Origin of the sequence: Maledivibacter sp. (genome assembly GCA_025210375.1) — a bacterium.
Lineage (GTDB): Bacteria > Bacillota > Clostridia > Peptostreptococcales > Caminicellaceae > JAOASB01.
The window spans coordinates 1-22,660 of the sequence record JAOASB010000024.1 but is presented as its reverse complement, the minus strand read 5'-3'; the positions used below and the strand labels follow the sequence as shown (position 1 = coordinate 22,660).

The window sequence follows — 22,660 nt, the reverse complement described above, 5'->3', positions numbered from 1 at the left end:
ATTTAATTATACATACTATTTTAAGTAAAATATTTTAATTAATCTTATTTTAATGATTATAGATATTCCAGTTAAACAGTTAATTTATACACATCAAAACTCCCTAGAACCATCGGATATTTTGATATGTATAAATTAAGTTTAACTTTTGGAAATCTATATATAATATTAGTCAATTCTTTATTTTTTTTGGATATTACTATATAATTATATCAGCCAGTCAAATTCGAATATGTAGGTGATAATGTATGCTTAATAGATTTAATAAGCACAGGATAGTATTTATTATTATAATAATTGATCTTCTTTTATTTTGGTTACTATTTCACTCCGGGATTGTACTACCATTTATCAATCCAAGTGTTGAAGAATATAGGATTCTAGTTGAACAGGGTACTAGTTTCCCACGACATACAAACCAGTGTTTTCTTTGGATGCATTTACAAATACCTATAGTACTTTGTTTATTTGTTTATACTTTAAAATGCTTTCTAAGCAAAAGGGTACAATAGGGTCAGGCTAAACTTTAAACTTTATTAGCAATTTTTGAAACTGCCATTTCTGTGATTTCAAGATATTCTGCTAATTCTTTTTGACTCATTAATCTATACTTCAATATTTCGCGAACAAAATATTGCTTTATTTTACTAATATATCTACTCCTAGCTCTTCCTTTTATATCTTCAATATTTATCTTATAGTCTCTTTCAATCTCTGTAATAATATCATCTATATTTTTCTTTTCAATTTTCACCTTGTCTGTATTATCTATTTTTATATCTTCTTCCAGTATTAGTTCATAGTTCATAATTTCATCTATTTCAATATCCTTGTCCATAACATATTCTAAATATTTCTTCTCAGCCAGTTCCCTGTGACTTGAAAACATAGACAATAGAAAATCTACATCACAAATTCCAAGATTATTTCCTAGATATTCTTGATGACTACTCCATTTGTAATTGATATCAGAACTATTAGATTTTACAGGGTTCTTGTGAATATATCTAATTAGTGCCAATAAGTATTCATCTTTATTACAAAGTATTGCCTTGTATCTTTGCTCAAAGACATGTCCAGTTCTATTGTATTTCTTATTATAATATTGTGTATACGTCTGTTGGATAAGTTGCATTATCTTTGATAATGGTGTTTTTGATACCTCCATTAATAAATGAACATGATTATCCATAATTACATAGGCATATATTTTACTTTTATATTTTTCTTTATATTTTTTTACTCTTTTTAGGTATTCCAATTTATCATTTTCGTTATCAAATATATAACTTTTATTATTACCCCTTACAATAACATGATATAATGCTCCTTCATAATGTATCCTTGGCTTTCTTGGCATTTTATCACCCTATTTCATTATATCATAGAGTTTATAGTTTAGCCTGACCCTTTTTCCCCTGTGACGCACGAAAAAAATAAAAAGGATAGATAATAATCCTATCCTTTTGAATATCTATTAATTATTTTCATTCGCTAATATTGATTGTACTATAGTTGTTAAATCAATATCTTCAACATTCCCATTTGCATCTACGTCTGGTTCATATTCTCCCCAAGTGTCAGATTTTGATGCAAATAATCTTCCAGCTATTGCCAAATCACCTAAAGTAAATTCCCCATCTTTATTAACATCACCTAAGTTTTGTCTAGTAATTGTAAATGTTTTGCCCGCACATGATGGAGCAACTTCAATACCTTTCCCATCTGCTACAATACCTGATGATATGGCTATATCTCCTGAACCATTAACATTTTTAGCTTTAAATGTCAATTTTAGTATTTGCGCATCTCCATCTAACCCACAATCTGCTCCCTTGCTTGCTACCACATATCTAGCTTCACCCAATGTTGCAGTTTTTTGATGATATATTTTTAAATCATTATCATTTACTGGAACAGTACTAAAAAGTTCAAATAAATCAGTATCGTATGTAATATTAATATCTTCTGCATAAATATTATTTGAATTATTTATAACAACATAAGTTTCAAATTGGGTTCCACCAAGCATTTCATAGTTTGATGCTTCTATATCTAGACTCAAAGTTTGGGATTCTTCCCAATCACCCCAAGCGAATTCCCCACCAAAAACTCCTATGTTTGCAACTGTCCCATCTGGATTAGTACCTGTCCCTGTATTCTCCCAATCAGGGTCCAAAATATTATAATTGGGCCCTATATTGGGCTTAGGTGTGATTATATTTGTTTTATAATCCCAATTACTTTGATTTGTACTATATCCTGATGTGAAATTTCCATAACAATTAGTAAGTTTCATTGTACCGTGCGTTGTTCTTAAGAATGATCCCTCATCATCCAATTTAATACAATTATTCATAGTAAGTTCTGAATTATTATTAGGAACGAAATATCCATAACCACTTGGACAATTTTTAAAAACTATATTGTTAAATTCCCAATTGGATAATGTTCCAAATGTATTATTTTTATTTATTCCATTTCCATCCCATACTAAATTATAAAATAGATGTTCTGATTTACAGGGATTACTTTTTGCTCTAGTATTAGAATAATCCCAACCTTTTAATTTTAAAATTGTATTTTGTCCTGTACCAATATAAGCTATTTTATTGATCTTACTAGTAGTGAATTGAGTAAAAGTCCCAAAGTTATATTCTCCTTCTCCCATAACTATGGCATAATCTAATGATTTATCAATAATAGTAGTAAAGGCTTTTTCTACAGTTTTAAAGGGTTTTGCCTTGCTACCATTATTTATGTCATCATTGCCATTACTAACATCTACATAAATAATCTTGTCAAATTCTAATACGGAATTATTGATAGATACAGTTTGCTTACTCTTCTCAGCATACACTAAAGATCCAGAACACCAAATTACTAAAAAAATAATAAAATAAACACCTAACTTTTTAATCTTCATCTTTTGTCCTCCTTTAATTATGTCATTTTATACATATTCTATTATAATATATATATTTTTATATTTGTAGTAATTTTTTCCGACATTTTTTGACTATATTCGCAGCGTCGAGTGGCTAGAAAACATGATAATTTGTCCTATTTTCTTTGTTTTCAGAACTGTACGTGAAAGTCTCCCTTAATACGACTCCTATCATTCAACCTACTAAATACCTATAAAAGTCCAATGAACAAATAATTTTGGTTCTCTGCGTCTTACTTACCTGAGCAAGCCATTTTTCAGCTCCCTTTCGTCTACCTCGGAGATATTTATATTTGCTTATTACCCACTTTACAATTCTTCTTTCTATAACTTGCAATGTATACCTCATTGCAGACAGATTATACCTTCCAAAAGAAAGGACGCAGGGAGAAAGGACGCAGGGACAGGTTTTCCGTCCTTGAATTACATCTCGCTCGATTGCAGTACTTGCACGCAAAAGGACATTCAACCTGTCCCCTCGTCCTTTAATTATGAAAATGATTTTGTAGATTTTAAGTCTATACAATATAAGAATAAAGAAAATTTATTAATAGATATCATGGCTTTAGCTAATTCAAATTCAAAGCAGACAAAATATATTATTATAGGGATAAAAGAAAAGCCTAATGGGCAAAAAGAAATAATCGGAATCCCAAGAGAAGAATTTAAAGATAGTGCTGAATATCAGCAGCTAATTTTTGCAAATATAGAACCTGATTTACATATTGATTACATACCTTTTGAATATAATAAAAAGGACTCAGGGACAGGTTTTCTGTCCTTGAGTTGCATATCGCTCGATTGCAGTACTTGCATGTAAAAGGACATTCTACCTGTCCCCTTGTCCTTCTTAATCTCCGCTAATTCCTCTGTTCACACCTACCATTGATCAGTACTTTTTTTATTATACTTTTAATATTTATTAAAGGGACTCATGGACCAAATAAATATGGTGAAGACCCACTTGCATTTAACTCTGAATAAAAGATTGTTATATAGACAATTTCTTTTTTACTTTTTTGCATATATCTTAGTTAAAAACTTATATAAACCATATAGTAAATTATGGTAAAATGTACTTAGTAAAGGGTGATTTACATGAATGGCATAGATTTAAGTATTATATTATCAATAATTGGATGTATAACTGGTATATCTGGACTTATTCTTCATTTTTATAGATTTTTATTAGAAAGGCCTAACTTAAAAATTATCCAGCCTGTTGATGATGCTAGCTATTATTTTCCTGCACCCTCTAATTCACATTTTAAAACAACTTATCATTCTTTTATGTTTGTAACGATTAGTAATCGTTCTGAAAAACATATTGCAATTTCTTCATAAAGACAATCCTAATATTTATTCGAATTTTCCTATAAAAAAACACAAGATAACTTTACCTATAAAACTTTATGGCTATGATTATGTAGAAGGATACTTATATTTCCCATTTACACCTAATTATGAAGTAGCTAAAGTGAAACTTAAATTATATGCAGCTACAACTCGTGGTAGCTTTAAGACAACTGTTTTTCCTACTAAAATCTCCCTATAACCATAATCAATAATAATTTGTATTTTTTCAGGAAGAACTTTTGGTATTTCATGAGGAAGTTCTTCACTCATTTTGTTTATAAAGTTTTTAATTGCAGTTTTATCCACTTACATCACTCCCTTTAAATTTATTCTCCGTTAAAATCTTCTTTAATATAGACATTTGAAAATTTCTCCAATATAATAGAACTGTTATTATATTGAAAGGATGTATAATCTATGCACTATGTATTCTCATCATTTAAAGAATTTTTAATATTTATTACAATAATTTGTATTCTTACAGGCTTCGGTCTTTTTAATGAAGCTCCATTAATAGCTGTATTTGTTTCATTAATATTTTTTGTCATAGAGTTTAAAGATTATAAAATAATCGCAGATAACGAAAAAATTACATTTTACAGTATTTACAGACGAAAAAGATACTTTTACTGGAATGAGATTGATAAATTTGAAATCGAATATGAAATCAAACTGGGACGCCTAGGTACTTTTCAAAATTTAAATGTCTATACTACTGGAACCATATTCACTTTTAATATTAATTCTATAAACAAAAAAAAGTTTTTAGAACGTCTCATTAATTATTGTTCACAACATAATATACAGATCATTGATTTAAATACAGCAAAATAATTCTATGCTTTAACTTAACTCGTATACAATAGGTGGCAGGTGACCCCATCACCTTAAAACAATTACTAAGAAATCACCTTTACAAAATCTAGTCCTTCAAAATTCTTAACTAGGTATTCTTTTATATTCTCCATAGCTTCATTTCTCCAAGCTCCTCCATCGGCTTCATAAAGTGCTACTGAAGGTCCACTTTACATTCTGAAAATGAATGAGCTTTCAGGTTGTTATTCAATCTCTGAAAAGGTTCTATAAGGTGCCAATTCAACTGGATTAGGTGCTTTCACATCATTTACAGTGGCTACACCTGTCTTTATAGTTACAGCCTAGCTTACTCCATCATCACCAACTTCTTTTACTGCTTTATGTTTAATTATTCCAGTTACTTTTAGTAATTTTTTTCTATCATCGTTGTCAACAAAACTTGATCGCAGCATTATATTAAATTGCTCGGTGTCTAAAAATCTATTGAATAATATGTTATTTGGTGTTAAAGATTTGCAAACCATGTAAGTCTCTCTTTCAGAGTCAGTTCTTAGCTCTGAGTATAAAGCCACTTTAAATGGGCTAATAATATGTACTAGAAGTTTTTTACTATACTTAGTGTCTATTCCAGATTCTACATAGTCTATTGAAGCAGTAAGGGGTATTGGTTCAGTTATCATATGTAGCTTCTTGGTTGAATACTCTTGATCTCCTACTAGTTTGTTTTTTATTTTAATACTTGTAAACCGCTAGATGAAAAAAGGACATTCAACCTGTCCCCTCGTCCTTCAGAATTAATTTGACAATAGATTTTTTAGTCATATAAACAGCTCCAAATTAGATAGTATGTCTAAAAATCACATTTCTATTTGTAGAGCTGTTTATAATTATTTTTAAGAAAGTCCATATATTTTTATTTTTCTTAAGTTGACGACATTGTCTCCCCCTGTCCCCTTGCCTAGATGCATTATCTTGGTCAAAAATCTTTATCCAAAATTGAACCTGATAATTCTACTGGGTCGGCCACGTTGATTAATTTTATTATTGGAAATTATCTTGACATAGTTACAGGCTTCAAGCTTGGATATTATTTTGTTCATGCTGCTGTGAGTGATACCATACAAAAGCGCTAATTCTTTTGCCGTAATTTCTTCAATTGAATATTGTTCAACAACTCTAATCAATTTAAATACTGTATTTATTCCAAGTTTAGAATTAATAGCAATATCATTAATTCTCTTATCAACTTTCTCGCTTATTTCTTTTGATGTAACACTTTTATTTAATATAAACATATTGTTATCGTCAAACACGACAAAAGCACAGTTTCCACCTTGCTTTTGTGAATGATATTGCCCTTTTAGAGCACTTTTCTTAGCTTGATTTGCTGTTGCCCCAAAACCAATAGCCATACTAATTGTACCACATTTTGTATCTCTTATTTTATCGATTAAATCCATTTTCGTAAATCCATCGGTTTCTCTTTCAATTACATTTCTAGTAGAAAAAAGCAAAAAATTTCCATTGCCAATTTCCATAATTGCAGACTGTGTAGCCTTTGAAAACTTATAAATTTCCTTGTATATCTTTAGTTGTTGAATTGAATTATAATACTCATCATAATTTTGAATTGCTGAATAAGGTAATCGGTCAATCGAGATTGCGATGACTATAATCTGATTGCTTTTGTTTACCTCAGCAATATTTCGCATTAATAATCTTCTTAATTTACTTTTAATACTGATTTCTGCATGCGTCACCATTTCACAAGGAATATTATCTGCTTTTAGTTTTTCCAATACACCTGTAACAGTAGAAATTATAAAATCTATTTCTCCATTTAAATAGGCCTTTTTATTTAATTGATAACATTCTTCAATACTAATCTTATTGTATTGTTCAGTTGATGCTAATAACAGTTCTGGCAGTTTATCATTAATTTCTAAATCTTCCTGTATTTGTAATATTTTTTTAGTATTTGTAGTTGCACAACTTATCTTATTCAAATCATAACCATAGACCAAGTGAGCGTGCATAAAACTATTAATTATTGAATACTTTGAATAGGACAAATGTTCCATTAAAATACTTTTTACCATTGATTTACTTGCAACATCATAGCTTAATTTCCCAAGAAAAAGAAGTGCATCTAATCTTGAATAATTTGCTTTGATTAAATCATCAATTCTGTCTAAATTATCATATTCTAAAAATACATACTCAATCTCAGTAAAATCACGATCGATAATCATAGCCACTTGATGTGCGGTTACACTTTTATTATGTTTTACAATTCCTAGTTTCATAAGCAATCTCTCACTTCATAATCAAATTTAAATTTTGCTGGGAAACACATTCTCAGGTATTGGGCATATATACCCTGTAGGTCCAACTCTATTTTGCAATTCTCTTTTCGCCGCTTCTAATATCAGTGGGTTATCCAATAGTTTAAGTGCTGTTAAGGCCATCACTTTAGAAGAGTAGATTAATCCCTTTTTAGCAATTGATGATTTGCCTTGCGCAACCTTTTGCCAGCTGTGACCAGGTGTCCCTTTTGCATAGCAAACAACACCTGCCTGAACTGTGGGTACAATCCAAGACACATCTGCAACATCTGTCGATCCTTTCCTTACAACTTCCCTTTCTTTCAATGTTACATGGAATGGCAAGAGAGAACTATTCATTAACGTCTCTTTGTTTTGCATAAAATTCTCAGTGGTCATATTCCTTTTCACGACATTTATTACGTGCTTTATATCTTCTTCTGATAATGTCTCCATATACTTATTGGCGTATTCATAATCATCAGCGTTATAACTAATTTCACCTAGTTCAGAATATACTTGATCCATTACTCTGTTTAAAGTTGAATTTATGATTGTATTTGAGGTAGCCTTTATAATTTCTATTTCAACTGAAGTATCCGTCATTAAGGCTGCCCCTCGAGCAATGTTGCAAACTCTTTCGTAAATACTATTTACCGCTGACATTTCAGGAGCCCTAACATAATGAACGGTTTCAGCATCTGCTTGGACCACATTTGGAGATACACCACCGGTATTTGTGATTGCATAGTGTAATCTTGCATCCTGAATTACATGCTCTCTTAAATAGTTTACCCCTACATGCATTAGCTCTACTGCATCCAAAGCACTCCGTCCTAAATGTGGTGCTCCACCGGCATGCGCACTTTTTCCTTTAAACCTAAACTTTGATTGTATATTGGCTAAAGATGAAGAATTGGTTACAGAATTTTGATTTTTAGGATGCCATGTTATTGCTGCATCTAGATCATCGAAAATACCTTCTCTAGCCATGAAAGTCTTACCTGACCCACCTTCTTCTCCAGGACAACCAAATAATTTAATTGTTCCTTCCAACCTATTATTAATCATATATTCCTTAATTGCTATTACAGCTAAAGCACATGAAGCCCCCAGTAAATTGTGTCCGCAACCATGACCTGACAAGTCACTGCCTTCATTTGATCTATGAAAAACATCAGCTTGCTGCGACAGTCCATCCAATGCATCATATTCTCCCAAAAAACCAATGACTGGACTTCCTGAACCATACGAACAAATAAATGCTGTTTCTAGTCCAGCTACGTTTTCATGAATTTCAAATCCATTTTCTTTCATTATTTTTTTAGTCGCATCTGCAGATTTATACTCTTCAAACTTCATTTCTGAAAAAGACCATATTTTATCGCTTAAATCTAATAAAGGAGTCGAATTCTGATCAATCCATTTATTAACTACATTATAACTATCCATTGTATCCTCCTAAAGATTTCTTTATAAACCTTCCCGTTCCACTTTTTACTACATTGCCTTCCTTAACTACAATTTGACCGTTTACAATGACATAAACGATACCCTTTGGTTTTGAAGCTGCTTGTTTAAATGATGCGGTATCTTCTATAGTCTCTGGGTTAAAGATTACTAAATCAGCAATCTTTCCCTCTTGTATAATTCCTCGATCACTAATTCCTAATATTGATGCAGGTAGAGATGTCATCTTATGAATTGCTAATTCCAGAGGTAATAGCTTGCGGTCTCTCATCAATTTTAAAGCTCTAGGAAATGCTCCAAAGTTTCTTGGATGAGGATTGCCTTTTAACTTGTCAGTGTTCAGTGTAAAGCTTCTTCCATCACTGCTTACAGCAATATCTTCTTGCTTTAAAAACCTATAGACATCTTCATCATCCATCGTGAAATAAATGGCACTTACTCTCAATTTACAATCAATGAGTATATTTTTTATACATTCAACTTCACTCCAGCCTCTCTCCTCTAATATTTCATTTAAGTATTTCTCTTCATATTCAGGACACCGTCCGAATGTATTATTGATGAAAATATTACTTGCGCCACCCCTTTGGAGGATTTTTGCATCTAGTTCCTTGGTAATTTCGCCTTTCTCATTTATTAGTCTATTAAGTGCTTGCTCAACACCACCATCTAGAGCCCATGGGGGAAGCAAAACTTTCAATGATGTACTAGACGCTCTATAAGGGTACTGATCACAATAAATTTTTACACCCCTTGATCGTGCTCTCTCTATTTTATCCAACACCTTTCCCGCCATAAGGTGTACGGATTTATGGCTAAGCTTGAGATGTGAAATTTGTATTTGAGCTCCTGATAATTGTGCAATCTCAATACACTCATCCAAAGCTTCAAATATTCCTGCACCTTCATTCCTCATATGAAATGCAACAATTCCTTGATATTTACTCACAATTTTAGCCAGTGCTATCAATTCTTCCTTTTTAGCAAATGAAGAAGGAGCATAGATTAATCCAAATGATATGCCAAACGCCCCTTCAATTATTTGCTTTTCAAGAAGACTACACATTGCCTCGATTTCTTCATCTGTTGAATCTCTAAAAGCTTCTCCGACAATAGCCTTGCGAAGAGTACTATGACCAACTAATGAGGCATAGTTATTTGTTATACCGACACGCTCCATTTGACTACCTAACTTCCCAATACTTTCATTGTCAGGTACTTCCGTAATACTATGCAAGTTATACCCTTGTTTATAATTATGTGCTTCCAATTCTCCTACAGCAGGCGCAGAGGAATTGCCACAGTTTCCAGCCAGTTCCAAAGTGACGCCTTGAAGAATCTTACTTTCCATAGTATTGTCAAATAGCGCCGATATATCTGAATGTGTATGTATATCGATGAATCCCGGGGATACGGCTAACCCCGATGCATCAATGACATATTTTGCTTTATATATTTCAGAACTAATTATCTCTATTATATCATTCTTTATATACAAATTTCTTTTTTGTATCGTACTTCCAGTTCCATCAATGATAGAACCATTTATAATCGCAATATCATACATATTTTACACTCCTATTAGTCTTCTATATCGCAATACTTAAAACCGAATCCAATCACAGGAATATAGTGATCAAAAGACAATTTCACATACTGTTTTTTTATATAATACACCGTTTTCTCTGTAACTGGTATATATGGCTTCTCATCCATTAATATTTTCTCCATAGCACAGGTAATATCAAGCCTTTCATTTGATTCAAACCTTTGATCTCCATAACTGGCTCTATAAAATAATTCGTCAAAGTCAGCATTAGAAAAAGGCTCATTTTTTTGCGGATAATTGCTTGTGAAATACTTTAAAGCATTCCATGGTGCCAATGTACTGCCACCCCATCCACAAAAACCTAATTCATAAGACCCAGAATCTTCTTCCCACATTTTCATTTTTTTTCGCATGTCTAGAAAGTCGACAATTTCAATTTTTAAAGCTAATCTACCTGAAAAAATCTCTTCAAATGATGCTTTTAAATAGTCAGCAATAACTTTACTGTTAGCTTCATTAGGACAAAGTAACGTTATACTCACTTTATTAACTGAGGTTTCTCTTAATGCCTCTTCAAATTGCTGTATTGCGAATACTTTATTGTAACTATGGTTTTCCTCTACTAATTCCTGAGCCTTCTTGGTACTTCTATAGCTTTTACCATTTTTTCTGTCGATAATACGGGCTGTTGATAAATAATAATTAGCAGGTACTTCACCTAATATATTTGCCAATTCAAGCCTGTTAATCCCATAGTATAATGCATTTCTAAACTTTTTATTTTTTAGTATTGCTTGGTTAGGATTAGAGGTATTTATAGATATTCCATTAATTATTTTATGAGGAGCAACAATTACCTGTTCGTCCTCATCAATCATGCATAAGTTTGATTTTGAAATTTCAATATAATCAATCAGATCATAATTGTAATATTCAATGCATTTCTTTTCATCTGGTTCTATAATTACATGGAACTCATCAAGTTTAATATGTTCCTCGTATATATAATATGGATTCTTAATAAATCTAATTTTCTTTCCCTTTACCCATTCTCTCAAAATATATGGACCTGATGAACTAAATTTCAAAACATCATTTCCATAATCTGTATTACCATTATTTGTGTATAATGAATGAGTTTCTTTTCTTACAATTGAAGATGCTGCATTTACAAAATGCATCATCACTTCAATTGAGTCATGGGATTCAACAGTCTCTAGTTCAACGGTAAACTCATCTATTTTTTTAACACCAACATCATCCCACTTAACAATTTCTTGTTTATTCCTCTGATTAAAATACTCCTTTGCATTCAAGATTGTAATATGACTACTAATTAAGTTACTGGATTTAGGATTTTGAAGTATTGGATCAAACATACTCTTAAAGGTATGAATTATATCTTCAGATGTTATTGGAGTACCATCATCCCATTTTGCATTCCTATTGATAACTATGCGCCACACTTTCCCCAACTGATCAACTTGTATTGGCTCACCATCTGCAATTTCACCTTTCAATACATAGGACGAAAAATCTTCATTTGGTATCGTTGAATACAAGCGACCAGAACATAAACGAATCATTTCTGCATTAGTTATAGAATCGTAGCGTTGTGGGTTAAATGTAACAATATCTTTCGTTATTGCGGTTCTAATAATTTTGAGATTTCTTTTCATATTAATCCCAAATCCTTTCTAATTTAACTAAGTAATATTCCCCCCTAAACACACATGCAAACAAATCACCGTTTGGCATACCATAAAGTGCGTGAACACATAAAGGTGAGCCTGCAAAGCCCAGTTGTGCTACTAGCTTAAACTCTAAATCAAAAATCGACAACCTACCATCTAATTCACCAACATACATTAGATTCCCATCTGACCAGAAATCGGTAGGAAACAACAAGTCATCAATTCTATGGATAAATTCGCCCTCGGAATTAAAAATCTTAACAGTATCATTTTCTCGGTCAGCTACCCAAACACGTTCAAATTTATCTACCCATATACCATGCGGCCTTCTAAATTCATTATCTCCATTCCCAACAGCACCCCAGGACTTTATTAAATTTCCGTCTTTACCAAACTTGTGAATCGCAACATTCGCATATCCATCTGAAACATAAATATTACCATTATCTGTCTCAAAGGCTTTAGTTGGTCTATTAAATGGAAGCCCCCTGTATTTAATGCTTTTAGCAAGTTCAGGAGATGGTAATGCATTATTGCAACCTGTATCCGATGGCTTTCCAAATTCACCAATTGTCATGATTACATTACCCTCTTTATCGATTTTTCTTACAACATGACCACCATCATCGGCGAACCAAATCTTTTCATCGGAAGTCATATATGCACCATGAACACGTTTAACTGGCTCCTTTATAGATATTCGCTTTATCAGATTGCCATCTTTATCAAAAACCACAATCGGGTAATCCTCCGAACGATTTAAAGCATATACATTCCCTTCTTTATCACATGTTACTCCACTTATTAAAGTTAGTTTCATGTCTTCTGGAAGTTTTGCCCAATTCCAAGAAAACTTATACTTGTATTTACCTGAAACAATAATCATATCACTTTCTATTAAATTAGTTAGATTTGATTTGGACCTAATCTTAGTTGCTTTCTTCATAATACCCTCTCTTTTCTTCATAGTTTCCTATCTTCTGATTATTAACTATAATCTTCAATATAAGATTGATACTCATCTTCACTGCATAAAACGTAATGATCATCGGCTACTGCTCTCATCTGCCTATTTAAACTGAAATCATATTTTTTTGAATTGAATACAATTGTTTTATCTTTAATATTCTTATAAGGAGTTGGTTTTGGTATAGCAGATAATAATGCTTTAGTATAAGGATGTAATGGATTCCTATATAGATCATCTGCCTCTGCAACTTCAACAAGTTTACCAGCGTACATAACCCCAATCCTATCTGAAAAGTATTTTACAACCGACAAATCGTGGGCAACAAATAAAATGGATATATCAAGCTCATCCTTTAGATCATAAAGTAAGTTTATGATCTGAGCTTGAATAGACACATCCAGTGCTGAAATAGGCTCATCGGCAATTATTAAGGAAGGATTCACGACTAAAGCTCTCGCTATTCCAATCCTTTGCCTTTGACCACCTGAAAACTCATGGGGATATCTCGATGCATGTTCTTCAACGAGTCCAACTTTACTCAATATACTTAAGATTTTTTCATCCAATTTAGATTTTTGTTTTACACCTCTTATTTTTAAACCTTCTGCAATAATTTCCCTAACCGTCATCCGTGGATTTAAAGAAGAAATTGGATCTTGAAATATCATTGCTATATTATCTGTTATATATTTTTTTTTCTTTCTGTCCAGCTTTCCAGAGATTACACGACCCTTAAATTTAATCTCCCCTTCTACAGGATCATATAATCTTATTATTGACCTGCCTGTTGTTGTTTTTCCACAACCGCTTTCTCCAACAAGTCCAAAAATTTCATTTTTCTTAATGTTAAATGATACTCCATCAACAGCGGTCATAAATCCTTTTTTACCAGTTTTGAATTTTACAGTTAAATTATTGACTTCTAGTACATTGTTTTGTTGATCCAATATCTCCACCTTCTCTCACGATTCTCTTTATTCTTTCTTCAAGAATTTCTGGCCGTTTTACTTTTGGAGCTTTAGGATGTTGCAACCATGTAGCTGCATAATGAGTCTCTGATAACTTAAAGAATGGTGGTTCCTTTTCAAAATCCAATTTTATAGCATATTTATTTCTGGCAGCAAAAGCGTCTCCCTTTGGTGGATAGATCATATTCGGTGGTGTACCTGGAATTGCAAATAATCTCTCTTTTGTTTCCAAATCCGGCATTGATGATAAAAGAGCCCAAGTATATGGATGTGCCGGGTCTGTAAAGATTTCTTCTGTTGTTCCAAATTCAACTATTTTTCCTGCATACATCACACATATTCTATCCGCAATATTTGCAACAACTGATAAATCATGGGTGATAAAGATTACCGATAAATCTCTTTCATTTTTTATCTTTTCAATCTGATTCAATATTTTAGATTGAATAGTTACATCAAGTGCTGTTGTAGGTTCATCACAAATCAAAATCTGAGGATCTGATGCCAAAGCTATTGCTATTACCACACGCTGTCGCATTCCTCCTGAGTACTCAAAAGGATAACCGTTGTATCGTTGTTTAGCATTTCTAATTCCTACGATCTCCATCAGTTCTATTGCTTTCTTTTTTGCTTCTTTCTTGTTCATGCCTCTACTCAGTATTAACGCTTCAGATATTTGTTTTCCTACTTTTACAATTGGGTTTAATGCTGAAAATGGATCTTGAAAAATCAAGGATATTTCCTTACCTCGTATTTTGTAAAAATCTTTTTCCACAAAGTTTACGAAATTTTCACCATTATACAAAATCTTTCCACTGTCTATAGATGCATTCTTACTTAACAGTCCTAAAATTGATTTTGTTGTAACCGATTTACCCGATCCTGATTCTCCAACAATCGCCAAAGTTTCGCCCTTGTATAAATCGAAACTGATATTTCTTACTGCTTTCACTCTACCCTGCTGTGTTTTAAAAGAAACCGATAGATTATCTACACTCAGTATTTTTTCTTTATCCATGTTTACTCTCCCCTCTGTGTTGGGTCAAATGCATCTCTTAACCCATTAGCAAACATATTGAATGAGATCATCAAAACAGAAATCAAAAGTGCTGGAAACAATGTTTGCTCAGGATATTGTAATAGTACTTTTTGTCCTTGTGCCAATAAAACACCAATTGACGGCTCTGGTGCTTGCAAACCTAAACCGATATATGCTAAAAATGATTCAGCAAATATTGCACTTGGTATTGCAATCATCGAATAAGTTATTACAGGTCCAATTGAATTAGGTAATATATGTCTAAACATAATACAAAAATCTTGAACACCTAGAGTTTTTGCTGCTAAAACATATTCGCTGTTTTTAAATCTATAGAATTGAGATCTGACCATTCTTGCAGTATTAACCCAGCCCTTTACTACTAATGCTCCAACAATTGAAAACAGTCCTGTCCCAAATACTAGAATAAACATGGTTATAATAACTATTCTTGGAAACGATTTGATGATCTCTGATATTCTCATCATTATCATGTCTACTTTTCCGCCATAGTAACCTGCAATCGCCCCATAGACTATACCAATAAAAACATTTGCCATCACAGATACTATTGCGATAAGTAATGACACTCTTACCCCTCTCCATAATCTAGTCCAAGAATCTCGACCTAGATAATCCGTACCAAACCAATGATCATCCTCTTCTATTCCTTCATATATGTAGTAATCGACTAGTACATCAACCATTTCAACATCATTAACCAGCCGTTTATTCATAACCTCCAAGACACTACCTTCATTATAATAATTTGGATCATCCAATAGGTCTGCACGTCTATTAATAACTACTCTAGATCCGTTAAAAATGTTCCAACCACTTATAAAAGATATTTTAGCTGGTAAATTAATTAACTCTAAATTCTGTTCATCAAAGGTATAAGGGTTAAGGGATGGTCCAATAATTGCAAATACAACAATTATACAGATTAGTACAAACGCCACAACTGACAATTTGTTTTTGGCAAATCGCCTTATAACATCTTCAAAAAAACTAATGGGTTTGGTATTGAACTTAGTATCAACAATTTCTTTATCTATATTAACCACTTGAAATGATTCTGGGGAAAGTCCAGTGTACTTTTCTTCGGAAAATATTTTCACCGCTTTCCACCTCCTACTTTAATTCTTGGATCAATCAAACTGTATGATATATCTGTAATAAGCATTGTAATTAAAAACATAAAAGAATAAAATACTAATACAGCAACTGTTACATAGTGATCACTGGAATTAATGGAGTCAATCATCAAACCACCCATTCCTGGAATAGCAAAAATGTTTTCAATAACCAACGATCCCCCAATCATAGTTGTAAACATTGGCATAATAATGTTCACTAATGGAATAAAAGAATTCCTCATACCATGTCTAACAATAGATTGTCTATAGGTTAATCCTTTTGTTCTAGCCAGTAGCAAATAATCACTGTTCATTATTTCACCTAATTCAGCACGTAAATATCTTGCAACTCTTGCGATTGGACTCAATGCCAATGCAATCATAGGAAGCATTACACATTTTAAATTACCTAAAACACCTACTACATCTGTTGAATAAATTACAGGTAATAAATCAAGTTTATAGGCAACAAAATATTGTAGAATTGATGCTGATACAAAAGAAGGCACTGAAATAAATATGACAATCATTAATGATATGATATAATCAACAACGGTATTTTTCTTTATTGCTGCCAGTGTACCGAATACAATGCCAATAGGAATAGCAATCAATAGCGCAACCATATTAATTCTTAACGTAACAGGAATTCTTTCTTTAACAATGTCATAAACTGGTACACCTGGTTGTAATGCTAAGGATGTTCCCCAATCCCATACAGCCAAATTTTTTAAAAAATATCCGTATTGAACAACTAATGGTTCATCGAAATGATACTTATGATTTAAAGCTTCCAGCACAGCTGGAGACACTTCAGCATCTTCACCATAAACACTGCCAGGCATCAATCTAACAACTAGAAAAGCAATAGATATTATGATGAATAATGTCAAAACAAGTGCAATAATTCTTTGAAAAATATATTTTGTCATAGGCTTCTCCTCACGTTTAGTAAAAGATGCCTGCCCTTAAATCGACAAGCATCCTAACTATCATTTTTTTATGCTTGCATATTCAAGACACAAACCAGCTATTGGTGATGGTTTAGTGATACCAGGAGCAATATTACTATTTAACAGGAATCTATCAACAGGCTGAACAATTGGTACAAGAGGTTTCTCATCAAACATGATACTTTCCATCATAGCTGTGTACTCAGCCTGCTTCCCTTCTTCTAATCTACTTTCACCATAATTTGCTTCTTTCCATAGTCTATCAAACTCATCGTTTGTCCAAGGTTCATTTCTTTTTTTATACATACTTGTATGATACTTTAGTCCATTCCAAACAAGCGTTGTACTTCCTCCCCAGTTACTAAATGTTATTTCATAACAAGTAGGATTATCTCTCCATGTTTTTCTATGGGATAGCAACTGGGTATTTGGCATTGCTTGTAAATTTATCTTTATTCTGTTCTCACCAAATACTTCTGGAATACTCTTTTGTACATACTCAGCAATTAACTTATAATGACCCGTATCTCCATACAAAATTGTTAGTTCAACATCTTCTAGCTCCTCTTCTTCCATCGCTTTATCAAAAAAAGATTTAGCTAATTCTGGATTGTAACCATTTTTTTCCGGTACCAGAGCCTTTGCATATTCTGTTTCTCTATACTTTATACCTTTACCTATATCTGAAAATCTTTCAGTTGATATATAGAAAGGTGTTGGCATTCCATCAATTAATTGAGCAATTGATTCTCTATCTAATGCATAAAACATTGCATTTTTAAAGTTTAAATTTGCCAAAATTGGCTTATCTGGATTAGCAGTATTAAATGTAAAGCTTGTAATTCTCTTATTGTTACCACTAATTACCCTTGGATCCTGTTCATAGTTTTTGGCATCTGCATCAGACAATGCTACAAAGTCTAATTCGCCTTTCTCAAATAACTGAATTTGTGTTGCCACATTAGGTACAACCTTAGTCACAATTTTCGAAAGACTAATATCATCCTTTAAAGTATACTTAGGATTTTTTTCGAAGACCAGCTTTGAACCTTTAACCCACTCTGTTAATACATACGGACCTGAGTATCCCATTTTATCTACATCTGTTCCATAAAGTGATTCAGTACCATCTTCATTAAGGGTTTCTTTGAATATTTTGTCATATACCAATGTTGTACCTGTATCCGCTAAGGCTATCATGACTTCAAATGGCAACTGTCCTTTTTCTGTTATAACTTCAATAGTATTGTTGTCAATAGCTTTAAACCCAACTTCTGAAAAATCAGTTTTAGTTCCACCTTCACTCAATTGCATATAATATTGCTGTAGGTTTTTAATTTTTACAGCTCCTCCAGTTAAATTGCTTGCCTTAGGATTAAGTAATTTGGGATCAATTAGCATCTTAAATGAATATTCAACATCTTCAGCATCAAGTGTATCCCCATTCCACCATTCCATACCATCTTTAACCTTGATATGCCAAATAGTGTTTTCTTCATTCATACTGACAGGTTCTCCGTCAGCCAGCTGCGGAGCCACAACGACTCCATCTCTTTTCTCATTTGGTACGTAACTATATAATCTTGTACCAACACGTTTAACGATTGTTCCTTCAACAAGTGAATTCAGATATCTTTGAGGACTTAAGGTTGCAATATTGTCAGCTATACTTAAGTTTAAAGTTCCATAACCTTCATCTGTAATGGTATTATTGTTTGGTACCGTTTTCTCTTGACTAACTTCACCACCTGATTGCTGTTCTTTTACTGAATTTTCAGGTTTAGCCTCATTTCTAGTACATCCAGAAAGTATCAGAAACACTATCAAAAGTACGCTGAAAATCTTCACATTTTTTATCATAAATTCTCCTCCATTCATTTAATATCACTATATTCCCATCCAAATCCAATAGTTGGGACCGGGTGATTGAACATAACCTTTATACGATCACTTATCAAGTATCTGTATACTTCTTGAGTTACTGGAATAAATGGTTTCTGATCAATAAGAATAGCTTCCATCTCTGCAGTAAGCTGTAAACGTTTGCCCTTAATTAGTATTGACTCTCCATAATTTGCTTCATGCCACAATACATCAAATTGATCATTTTGCCATGTTTCCCCATTATAAAATCCGGTATGATACTTTAAGGCATTCCACGGAGCAACTGTACTTCCAGCAAATCCCGCAAATGCCATTTGATATGCTTCCTTATCCGTCTTCCACGTCGTTAAATACTTTTTAAGCTTGCTGTATTCGATTTCCTTAATATGAATAGTAATTTTATCCCGTCCAAAAGTATTTTCAATTGAAGTTTTAATTTCACAGCTTAATGTTTTATGTCTTTGATTATCTCCACAAAGGAGTTCAATATCAATTTTTTCCTTATCAAGCTCTTTCAATGCTTTTGAGAAATATTCCTTGGCCAATTCAACATTATATCCATAGTTTGGAACAACGTTTTCCGCTGCTTCATCTGTATCTCTATAACGAATCCCTTTCAGGTTGTCGATTATTCTATTAGTTGATATGTAATACTGAACTGGTATTTCATTAACACTTTCTGCAATTTTCTCTCTATTAAGTGCATAATATATGGCATTTCTAAAATTGAGGTTTTTAAGGGCTGGACATGATGGATTCTTCAAATTGAGATTAATACTTGTTATAATTTTCTGAGGATCTTCAAGAATATTATTGTAACTTTCAAACTCTTGGATATTCTCACTTATCAATTCAACAAAATCCAGTTTACCTTCTTCAAAAAGTTTCTGTTGCTTCTGTTTACTTACTGAAAGTAATATATGAATCTCGTCTACTTTAGCTAAATCAGAATAAGGAAAATAATTATTTTTCTTTAATTTTATATACTCTCCATCTTTCCATTCATAAATGCTAAATAGCCCGCCTGATACATATTCTTCAACACTTGTACCATAACTCATTCCATTGACTTTAGCCTTCTCATATATATCCTTTTTGACAAGAGTGGACGCAGTATTTGCAAAATGGAGCATTACATCTGCAACCGTCTGAGGTTCTTCAGTAGTAATTTCTAAATAATTTTGATCAACAATTTTAATTCCAACATCTTCCCACTTAGCATTACCATTGTAATAACTTTCTGCATTTAAAATGGAAATATACCCATGCATAATGTTACAAGCCTTAGTATTTTCCATGGCTGGATCAAATAACTCTTTGAAAGTATAAAGAACGTCTTCAATACACAACTTAGAACCATCAGACCATTTATAATCCTGACTGATTTTGATTCTCCAAACTTTACCTTCTTTATCTACTTGAATGGGATTGCCTTCAGCAACTTGTCCCATTTGTACAAAAGAAGTATAGTCTTCATTTGGTAATTTTACATAAAGTCTTGCTCCACACATTCTAACAATTTGAGCAGTTATCGTTCCAGTGTAAGAATAGTACTTATGAGGATTTAAAGTCCCTAATTTTGCCTCAAGCCCATAACTTAATATCTTTTTCTCATTCATAATTCTTCCCTCCCTAATATAAATTACAGTTTTTTGATACTCTTACCGTTAAATAAATAATACCTTTTCACTCCAAGGCGTGTAAATAGCGCGTATTTACGCGCTTTATTTTTCTCAATATTCAAACTATTGAAGTTGTTAAAGCTAGGAAATTTATTCTAACCACTTAAAATTTCCATTGCCAATACACAAATTACTCTTAAAATAAGAATATTCCCTTGAATATAACCTCCAGACATACCTTCTGTAGTTCTATTAATTTCACCATTCTTAATCATCTGTCTTATTTTAGATAGTTTTTCATTTGATAAATAATTCATATTATCCCCTTTAAACGCATTGATGTTATAACATTATTTATATTCTAAATAGGCAACATATTTCTATTAATTTAACCTGTTGTGATAGTCTACTCTGAAAACAAAACCATGATCACATGGGGATGAATTTAAAGCAATATTCATTCCAGGCCAATATATTAATAGCAAAAAATTAAAAAGGCCTATAGCCATTGATTATCAATGATTATAGACAATATACCTATCCACCCTAAAATACAGCCGTATATAAGGCAACGGTACTCTAAAGATAGTGAATATCTAATAAATAAAGATGGAAATAAAATAAGAGTAGATTATTATAGAAAATATTTATATTACCCTTCACTATAAAAAGCAAATGTAAGAAAATTAACACCATATTCAACTAGACACACATTTGCTAGTTTGATGAATAAGGGGAATGTAAAAACAACGTCTATTCAAAAAATAATAGGACATGCAGATTACTCAACCACTGCAAATATATACACTCATACAAATATAGCAGAATTGAAAAACGATATAGAAAAAATTTAATTCCAAACCGTATTTTTTTAAAATACTTTGTTGGCTACGTGTTGGCTACGTGTCAAGAATTCAAGGGAATTGAAACGAATTTTAAAATATATTCAAACATAATAAAACTGCTAGAACTTTGTATTCTAGCAGTTTCTGTTGGTGCGCCCAGAGGGATTCGAACCCCCGACCTTCTGATTCGTAGTCAGACACTCTATCCAGCTGAGCTATAGGCGCATCTTGTATTGAATTAATGGAGGCGGCACCCAGATTTGAACTGGGGAATAAAGGTTTTGCAGACCTCTGCCTTACCACTTGGCTATGCCGCCATAAATAGCAATTTGATATATAGTACCAGCAAAGAAAATGGTGACCCATCCGCGACTCGAACGCGGGACACCCTGATTAAAAGTCAGGTGCTCTACCGACTGAGCTAATGGGTCATAATAATAATCAACATTAAAGCTAGTTATATATAAATGGCTGGGGATACAGGACTCGAACCTGTGAATGACGGAGTCAAAGTCCGTTGCCTTACCGACTTGGCTAATCCCCAATTATATATTTTAATGGGGCGGCTGATGGGGTTCGAACCCACGCATGCAGGAGCCACAATCCTGTGTCTTAACCACTTGACTACAGCCGCCATGAATAAATGGAGCGGGTGAAGGGGATCGAACCCTCGCAACCGGCTTGGAAGGCCGGGGCTCTACCACTGAGCTACACCCGCATAAATAAGTATATTGGAGCGGTAGAAGGGATTTGAACCCTCGACCCTCGCCTTGGCAAGGCGATGCTCTACCACTGAGCCACTACCGCATATGCAGAAGTTATATGGTGGAGGGAACTGGATTCGAACCAGTGTAGTCGTCGACAACGGATTTACAGTCCGCCCCCTTTAGCCACTCGGGCATCCCTCCGGATTAAATATTAAAATGGAGCTGGTGATGGGACTCGAACCCGCAACCTGCTGATTACAAGTCAGCTGCTCTGCCAATTGAGCTACACCAGCAAAATGGCGATCCAGAAGAGACTCGAACTCTCGACCTCTAGCGTGACAGGCTAGCGTTCTAACCAACTGAACTACTGGACCATA

The 22,660-nt window shown here is 33.0% G+C and carries 18 protein-coding genes and 10 tRNA genes; 2 read left to right on the top strand and 26 right to left on the bottom strand.

Annotation, left to right across the window (positions count from 1 at the left end):
- Positions 1 to 526: 526 nt before the first annotated feature.
- Together N4A68_08450 and N4A68_08445 are read right to left on the bottom strand one after the other, a co-directional pair.
- Positions 527 to 1,360 (bottom strand): transposase, encoded by an 834-nt coding sequence (locus N4A68_08450; GenBank protein MCT4564331.1) that lies wholly within the window; start codon positions 1,358 to 1,360, stop codon positions 527 to 529.
- Positions 1,361 to 1,477: 117 nt separating this feature from the next.
- Positions 1,478 to 2,926, bottom strand: a complete 1,449-nt coding sequence (locus tag N4A68_08445; GenBank protein MCT4564330.1) for a cohesin domain-containing protein — start codon at positions 2,924 to 2,926, stop codon at positions 1,478 to 1,480.
- Between the two features lie 1,119 nt (positions 2,927 to 4,045).
- Here N4A68_08445 and N4A68_08440 point away from each other — a divergent pair.
- Complete coding sequence (locus N4A68_08440) at positions 4,046 to 4,291, top strand: hypothetical protein (GenBank protein ID MCT4564329.1); 246 nt, start codon at positions 4,046 to 4,048, stop codon at positions 4,289 to 4,291.
- Positions 4,292 to 4,408: 117 nt separating this feature from the next.
- On the opposite strand, the gene N4A68_08435 is transcribed toward N4A68_08440, so the two are convergent.
- Positions 4,409 to 4,609, bottom strand: a complete 201-nt coding sequence (locus N4A68_08435; GenBank protein MCT4564328.1) for a hypothetical protein — start codon at positions 4,607 to 4,609, stop codon at positions 4,409 to 4,411.
- Between the two features lie 111 nt (positions 4,610 to 4,720).
- Between N4A68_08435 and N4A68_08430 the strand changes: the two genes are divergently transcribed.
- Positions 4,721 to 5,137 carry a hypothetical protein gene (locus N4A68_08430; GenBank protein ID MCT4564327.1) on the top strand — a complete coding sequence of 139 codons (417 nt, stop codon included), beginning with the start codon at positions 4,721 to 4,723 and terminating at the stop codon, positions 5,135 to 5,137.
- Positions 5,138 to 5,460: 323 nt separating this feature from the next.
- Here N4A68_08430 and N4A68_08425 read toward each other — a convergent pair whose 3' ends face one another.
- The 23 genes from N4A68_08425 to N4A68_08315 form a co-directional block, all read right to left on the bottom strand.
- Positions 5,461 to 5,799 carry a hypothetical protein gene (locus tag N4A68_08425; protein MCT4564326.1) on the bottom strand — a complete coding sequence of 113 codons (339 nt, stop codon included), beginning with the start codon at positions 5,797 to 5,799 and terminating at the stop codon, positions 5,461 to 5,463.
- A 306-nt stretch (positions 5,800 to 6,105) separates the two neighbouring features.
- The gene (locus N4A68_08420) at positions 6,106 to 7,425 is read right to left on the bottom strand and encodes a hypothetical protein (protein ID MCT4564325.1); all 1,320 of its coding nucleotides are present in this window, start codon (positions 7,423 to 7,425) and stop codon (positions 6,106 to 6,108) included.
- Between the two features lie 27 nt (positions 7,426 to 7,452).
- On the bottom strand, positions 7,453 to 8,895 hold the full coding sequence (locus N4A68_08415) for a M20 family metallopeptidase (GenBank protein MCT4564324.1): 1,443 nt from the start codon (positions 8,893 to 8,895) through the stop codon (positions 7,453 to 7,455).
- Positions 8,888 to 10,480: an amidohydrolase family protein gene (locus N4A68_08410; GenBank protein MCT4564323.1), complete on the bottom strand. Its 1,593-nt coding sequence runs from the start codon at positions 10,478 to 10,480 to the stop codon at positions 8,888 to 8,890. The genes N4A68_08415 and N4A68_08410 overlap by 8 nt, the downstream gene beginning before the upstream one ends.
- A gap of 14 nt (positions 10,481 to 10,494) precedes the next feature.
- Positions 10,495 to 12,141 carry an ABC transporter substrate-binding protein gene (locus N4A68_08405; protein MCT4564322.1) on the bottom strand — a complete coding sequence of 549 codons (1,647 nt, stop codon included), beginning with the start codon at positions 12,139 to 12,141 and terminating at the stop codon, positions 10,495 to 10,497.
- 1 nt (position 12,142) lies between these two features.
- On the bottom strand, positions 12,143 to 13,123 hold the full coding sequence (locus N4A68_08400) for a 6-bladed beta-propeller (protein MCT4564321.1): 981 nt from the start codon (positions 13,121 to 13,123) through the stop codon (positions 12,143 to 12,145).
- Positions 13,124 to 13,143: 20 nt separating this feature from the next.
- A complete protein-coding gene (locus tag N4A68_08395) occupies positions 13,144 to 14,076 on the bottom strand; it encodes an ATP-binding cassette domain-containing protein (GenBank protein MCT4564320.1) in 933 nt (310 codons plus the stop codon).
- The gene (locus tag N4A68_08390) at positions 14,039 to 15,112 is read right to left on the bottom strand and encodes an ABC transporter ATP-binding protein (GenBank protein ID MCT4564319.1); all 1,074 of its coding nucleotides are present in this window, start codon (positions 15,110 to 15,112) and stop codon (positions 14,039 to 14,041) included. The genes N4A68_08395 and N4A68_08390 overlap by 38 nt, the downstream gene beginning before the upstream one ends.
- 2 nt (positions 15,113 to 15,114) lie before the next feature.
- The gene (locus N4A68_08385) at positions 15,115 to 16,254 is read right to left on the bottom strand and encodes an ABC transporter permease (protein ID MCT4564318.1); all 1,140 of its coding nucleotides are present in this window, start codon (positions 16,252 to 16,254) and stop codon (positions 15,115 to 15,117) included.
- Complete coding sequence (locus N4A68_08380; protein MCT4564317.1) at positions 16,251 to 17,204, bottom strand: ABC transporter permease; 954 nt, start codon at positions 17,202 to 17,204, stop codon at positions 16,251 to 16,253. Before N4A68_08380 ends, N4A68_08385 begins: the two co-directional genes overlap by 4 nt.
- Positions 17,205 to 17,264: 60 nt before the next feature.
- On the bottom strand, positions 17,265 to 19,085 hold the full coding sequence (locus tag N4A68_08375) for an ABC transporter substrate-binding protein (protein ID MCT4564316.1): 1,821 nt from the start codon (positions 19,083 to 19,085) through the stop codon (positions 17,265 to 17,267).
- A 14-nt stretch (positions 19,086 to 19,099) separates the two neighbouring features.
- Complete coding sequence (locus N4A68_08370; protein MCT4564315.1) at positions 19,100 to 20,728, bottom strand: ABC transporter substrate-binding protein; 1,629 nt, start codon at positions 20,726 to 20,728, stop codon at positions 19,100 to 19,102.
- Positions 20,729 to 20,886: 158 nt separating this feature from the next.
- Positions 20,887 to 21,048, bottom strand: a complete 162-nt coding sequence (locus tag N4A68_08365) for a hypothetical protein (protein ID MCT4564314.1) — start codon at positions 21,046 to 21,048, stop codon at positions 20,887 to 20,889.
- Positions 21,049 to 21,724: 676 nt separating this feature from the next.
- Positions 21,725 to 21,801, bottom strand: a tRNA-Arg gene (locus tag N4A68_08360).
- 17 nt (positions 21,802 to 21,818) lie between these two features.
- Positions 21,819 to 21,893, bottom strand: a tRNA-Cys gene (locus tag N4A68_08355).
- Between the two features lie 38 nt (positions 21,894 to 21,931).
- Positions 21,932 to 22,007, bottom strand: a tRNA-Lys gene (locus N4A68_08350).
- 37 nt (positions 22,008 to 22,044) lie between these two features.
- Positions 22,045 to 22,120 (bottom strand) — tRNA-Gln (locus N4A68_08345).
- A 14-nt stretch (positions 22,121 to 22,134) separates the two neighbouring features.
- Positions 22,135 to 22,210, bottom strand: a tRNA-His gene (locus tag N4A68_08340).
- A gap of 10 nt (positions 22,211 to 22,220) precedes the next feature.
- Positions 22,221 to 22,294 (bottom strand) — tRNA-Gly (locus N4A68_08335).
- A gap of 14 nt (positions 22,295 to 22,308) precedes the next feature.
- Positions 22,309 to 22,383, bottom strand: a tRNA-Gly gene (locus N4A68_08330).
- Between the two features lie 16 nt (positions 22,384 to 22,399).
- Positions 22,400 to 22,484, bottom strand: a tRNA-Tyr gene (locus N4A68_08325).
- A gap of 16 nt (positions 22,485 to 22,500) precedes the next feature.
- A tRNA-Thr gene (locus N4A68_08320) sits at positions 22,501 to 22,576 on the bottom strand.
- A gap of 4 nt (positions 22,577 to 22,580) precedes the next feature.
- Positions 22,581 to 22,657 (bottom strand) — tRNA-Asp (locus N4A68_08315).
- Between the last annotated feature and the right edge of the window lie 3 nt (positions 22,658 to 22,660).

Excerpts from the sequence above, each read along its gene's own strand:
- N4A68_08415 (MCT4564324.1), bottom strand. The coding sequence starts at position 8,895 with ATGGATAGTTATAATGTAGTTAATAAATGGATTGATCAGAATTCGACT.
- N4A68_08375 (MCT4564316.1), bottom strand. The coding sequence starts at position 19,085 with ATGATAAAAAATGTGAAGATTTTCAGCGTACTTTTGATAGTGTTTCTG.
- N4A68_08450 (MCT4564331.1), bottom strand. The coding sequence starts at position 1,360 with ATGCCAAGAAAGCCAAGGATACATTATGAAGGAGCATTATATCATGTT.
- N4A68_08445 (MCT4564330.1), bottom strand. The coding sequence starts at position 2,926 with ATGAAGATTAAAAAGTTAGGTGTTTATTTTATTATTTTTTTAGTAATT.
- N4A68_08380 (MCT4564317.1), bottom strand. The coding sequence starts at position 17,204 with ATGACAAAATATATTTTTCAAAGAATTATTGCACTTGTTTTGACATTA.
- N4A68_08430 (MCT4564327.1), top strand. The coding sequence starts at position 4,721 with ATGCACTATGTATTCTCATCATTTAAAGAATTTTTAATATTTATTACA.
- N4A68_08390 (MCT4564319.1), bottom strand. The coding sequence starts at position 15,112 with ATGGATAAAGAAAAAATACTGAGTGTAGATAATCTATCGGTTTCTTTT.
- N4A68_08420 (MCT4564325.1), bottom strand. The coding sequence starts at position 7,425 with ATGAAACTAGGAATTGTAAAACATAATAAAAGTGTAACCGCACATCAA.
- N4A68_08370 (MCT4564315.1), bottom strand. The coding sequence starts at position 20,728 with ATGAATGAGAAAAAGATATTAAGTTATGGGCTTGAGGCAAAATTAGGG.
- N4A68_08400 (MCT4564321.1), bottom strand. The coding sequence starts at position 13,123 with ATGAAGAAAAGAGAGGGTATTATGAAGAAAGCAACTAAGATTAGGTCC.
- N4A68_08410 (MCT4564323.1), bottom strand. The coding sequence starts at position 10,480 with ATGTATGATATTGCGATTATAAATGGTTCTATCATTGATGGAACTGGA.
- N4A68_08405 (MCT4564322.1), bottom strand. The coding sequence starts at position 12,141 with ATGAAAAGAAATCTCAAAATTATTAGAACCGCAATAACGAAAGATATT.
- N4A68_08425 (MCT4564326.1), bottom strand. The coding sequence starts at position 5,799 with ATGATAACTGAACCAATACCCCTTACTGCTTCAATAGACTATGTAGAA.
- N4A68_08440 (MCT4564329.1), top strand. The coding sequence starts at position 4,046 with ATGAATGGCATAGATTTAAGTATTATATTATCAATAATTGGATGTATA.
- N4A68_08365 (MCT4564314.1), bottom strand. The coding sequence starts at position 21,048 with ATGAATTATTTATCAAATGAAAAACTATCTAAAATAAGACAGATGATT.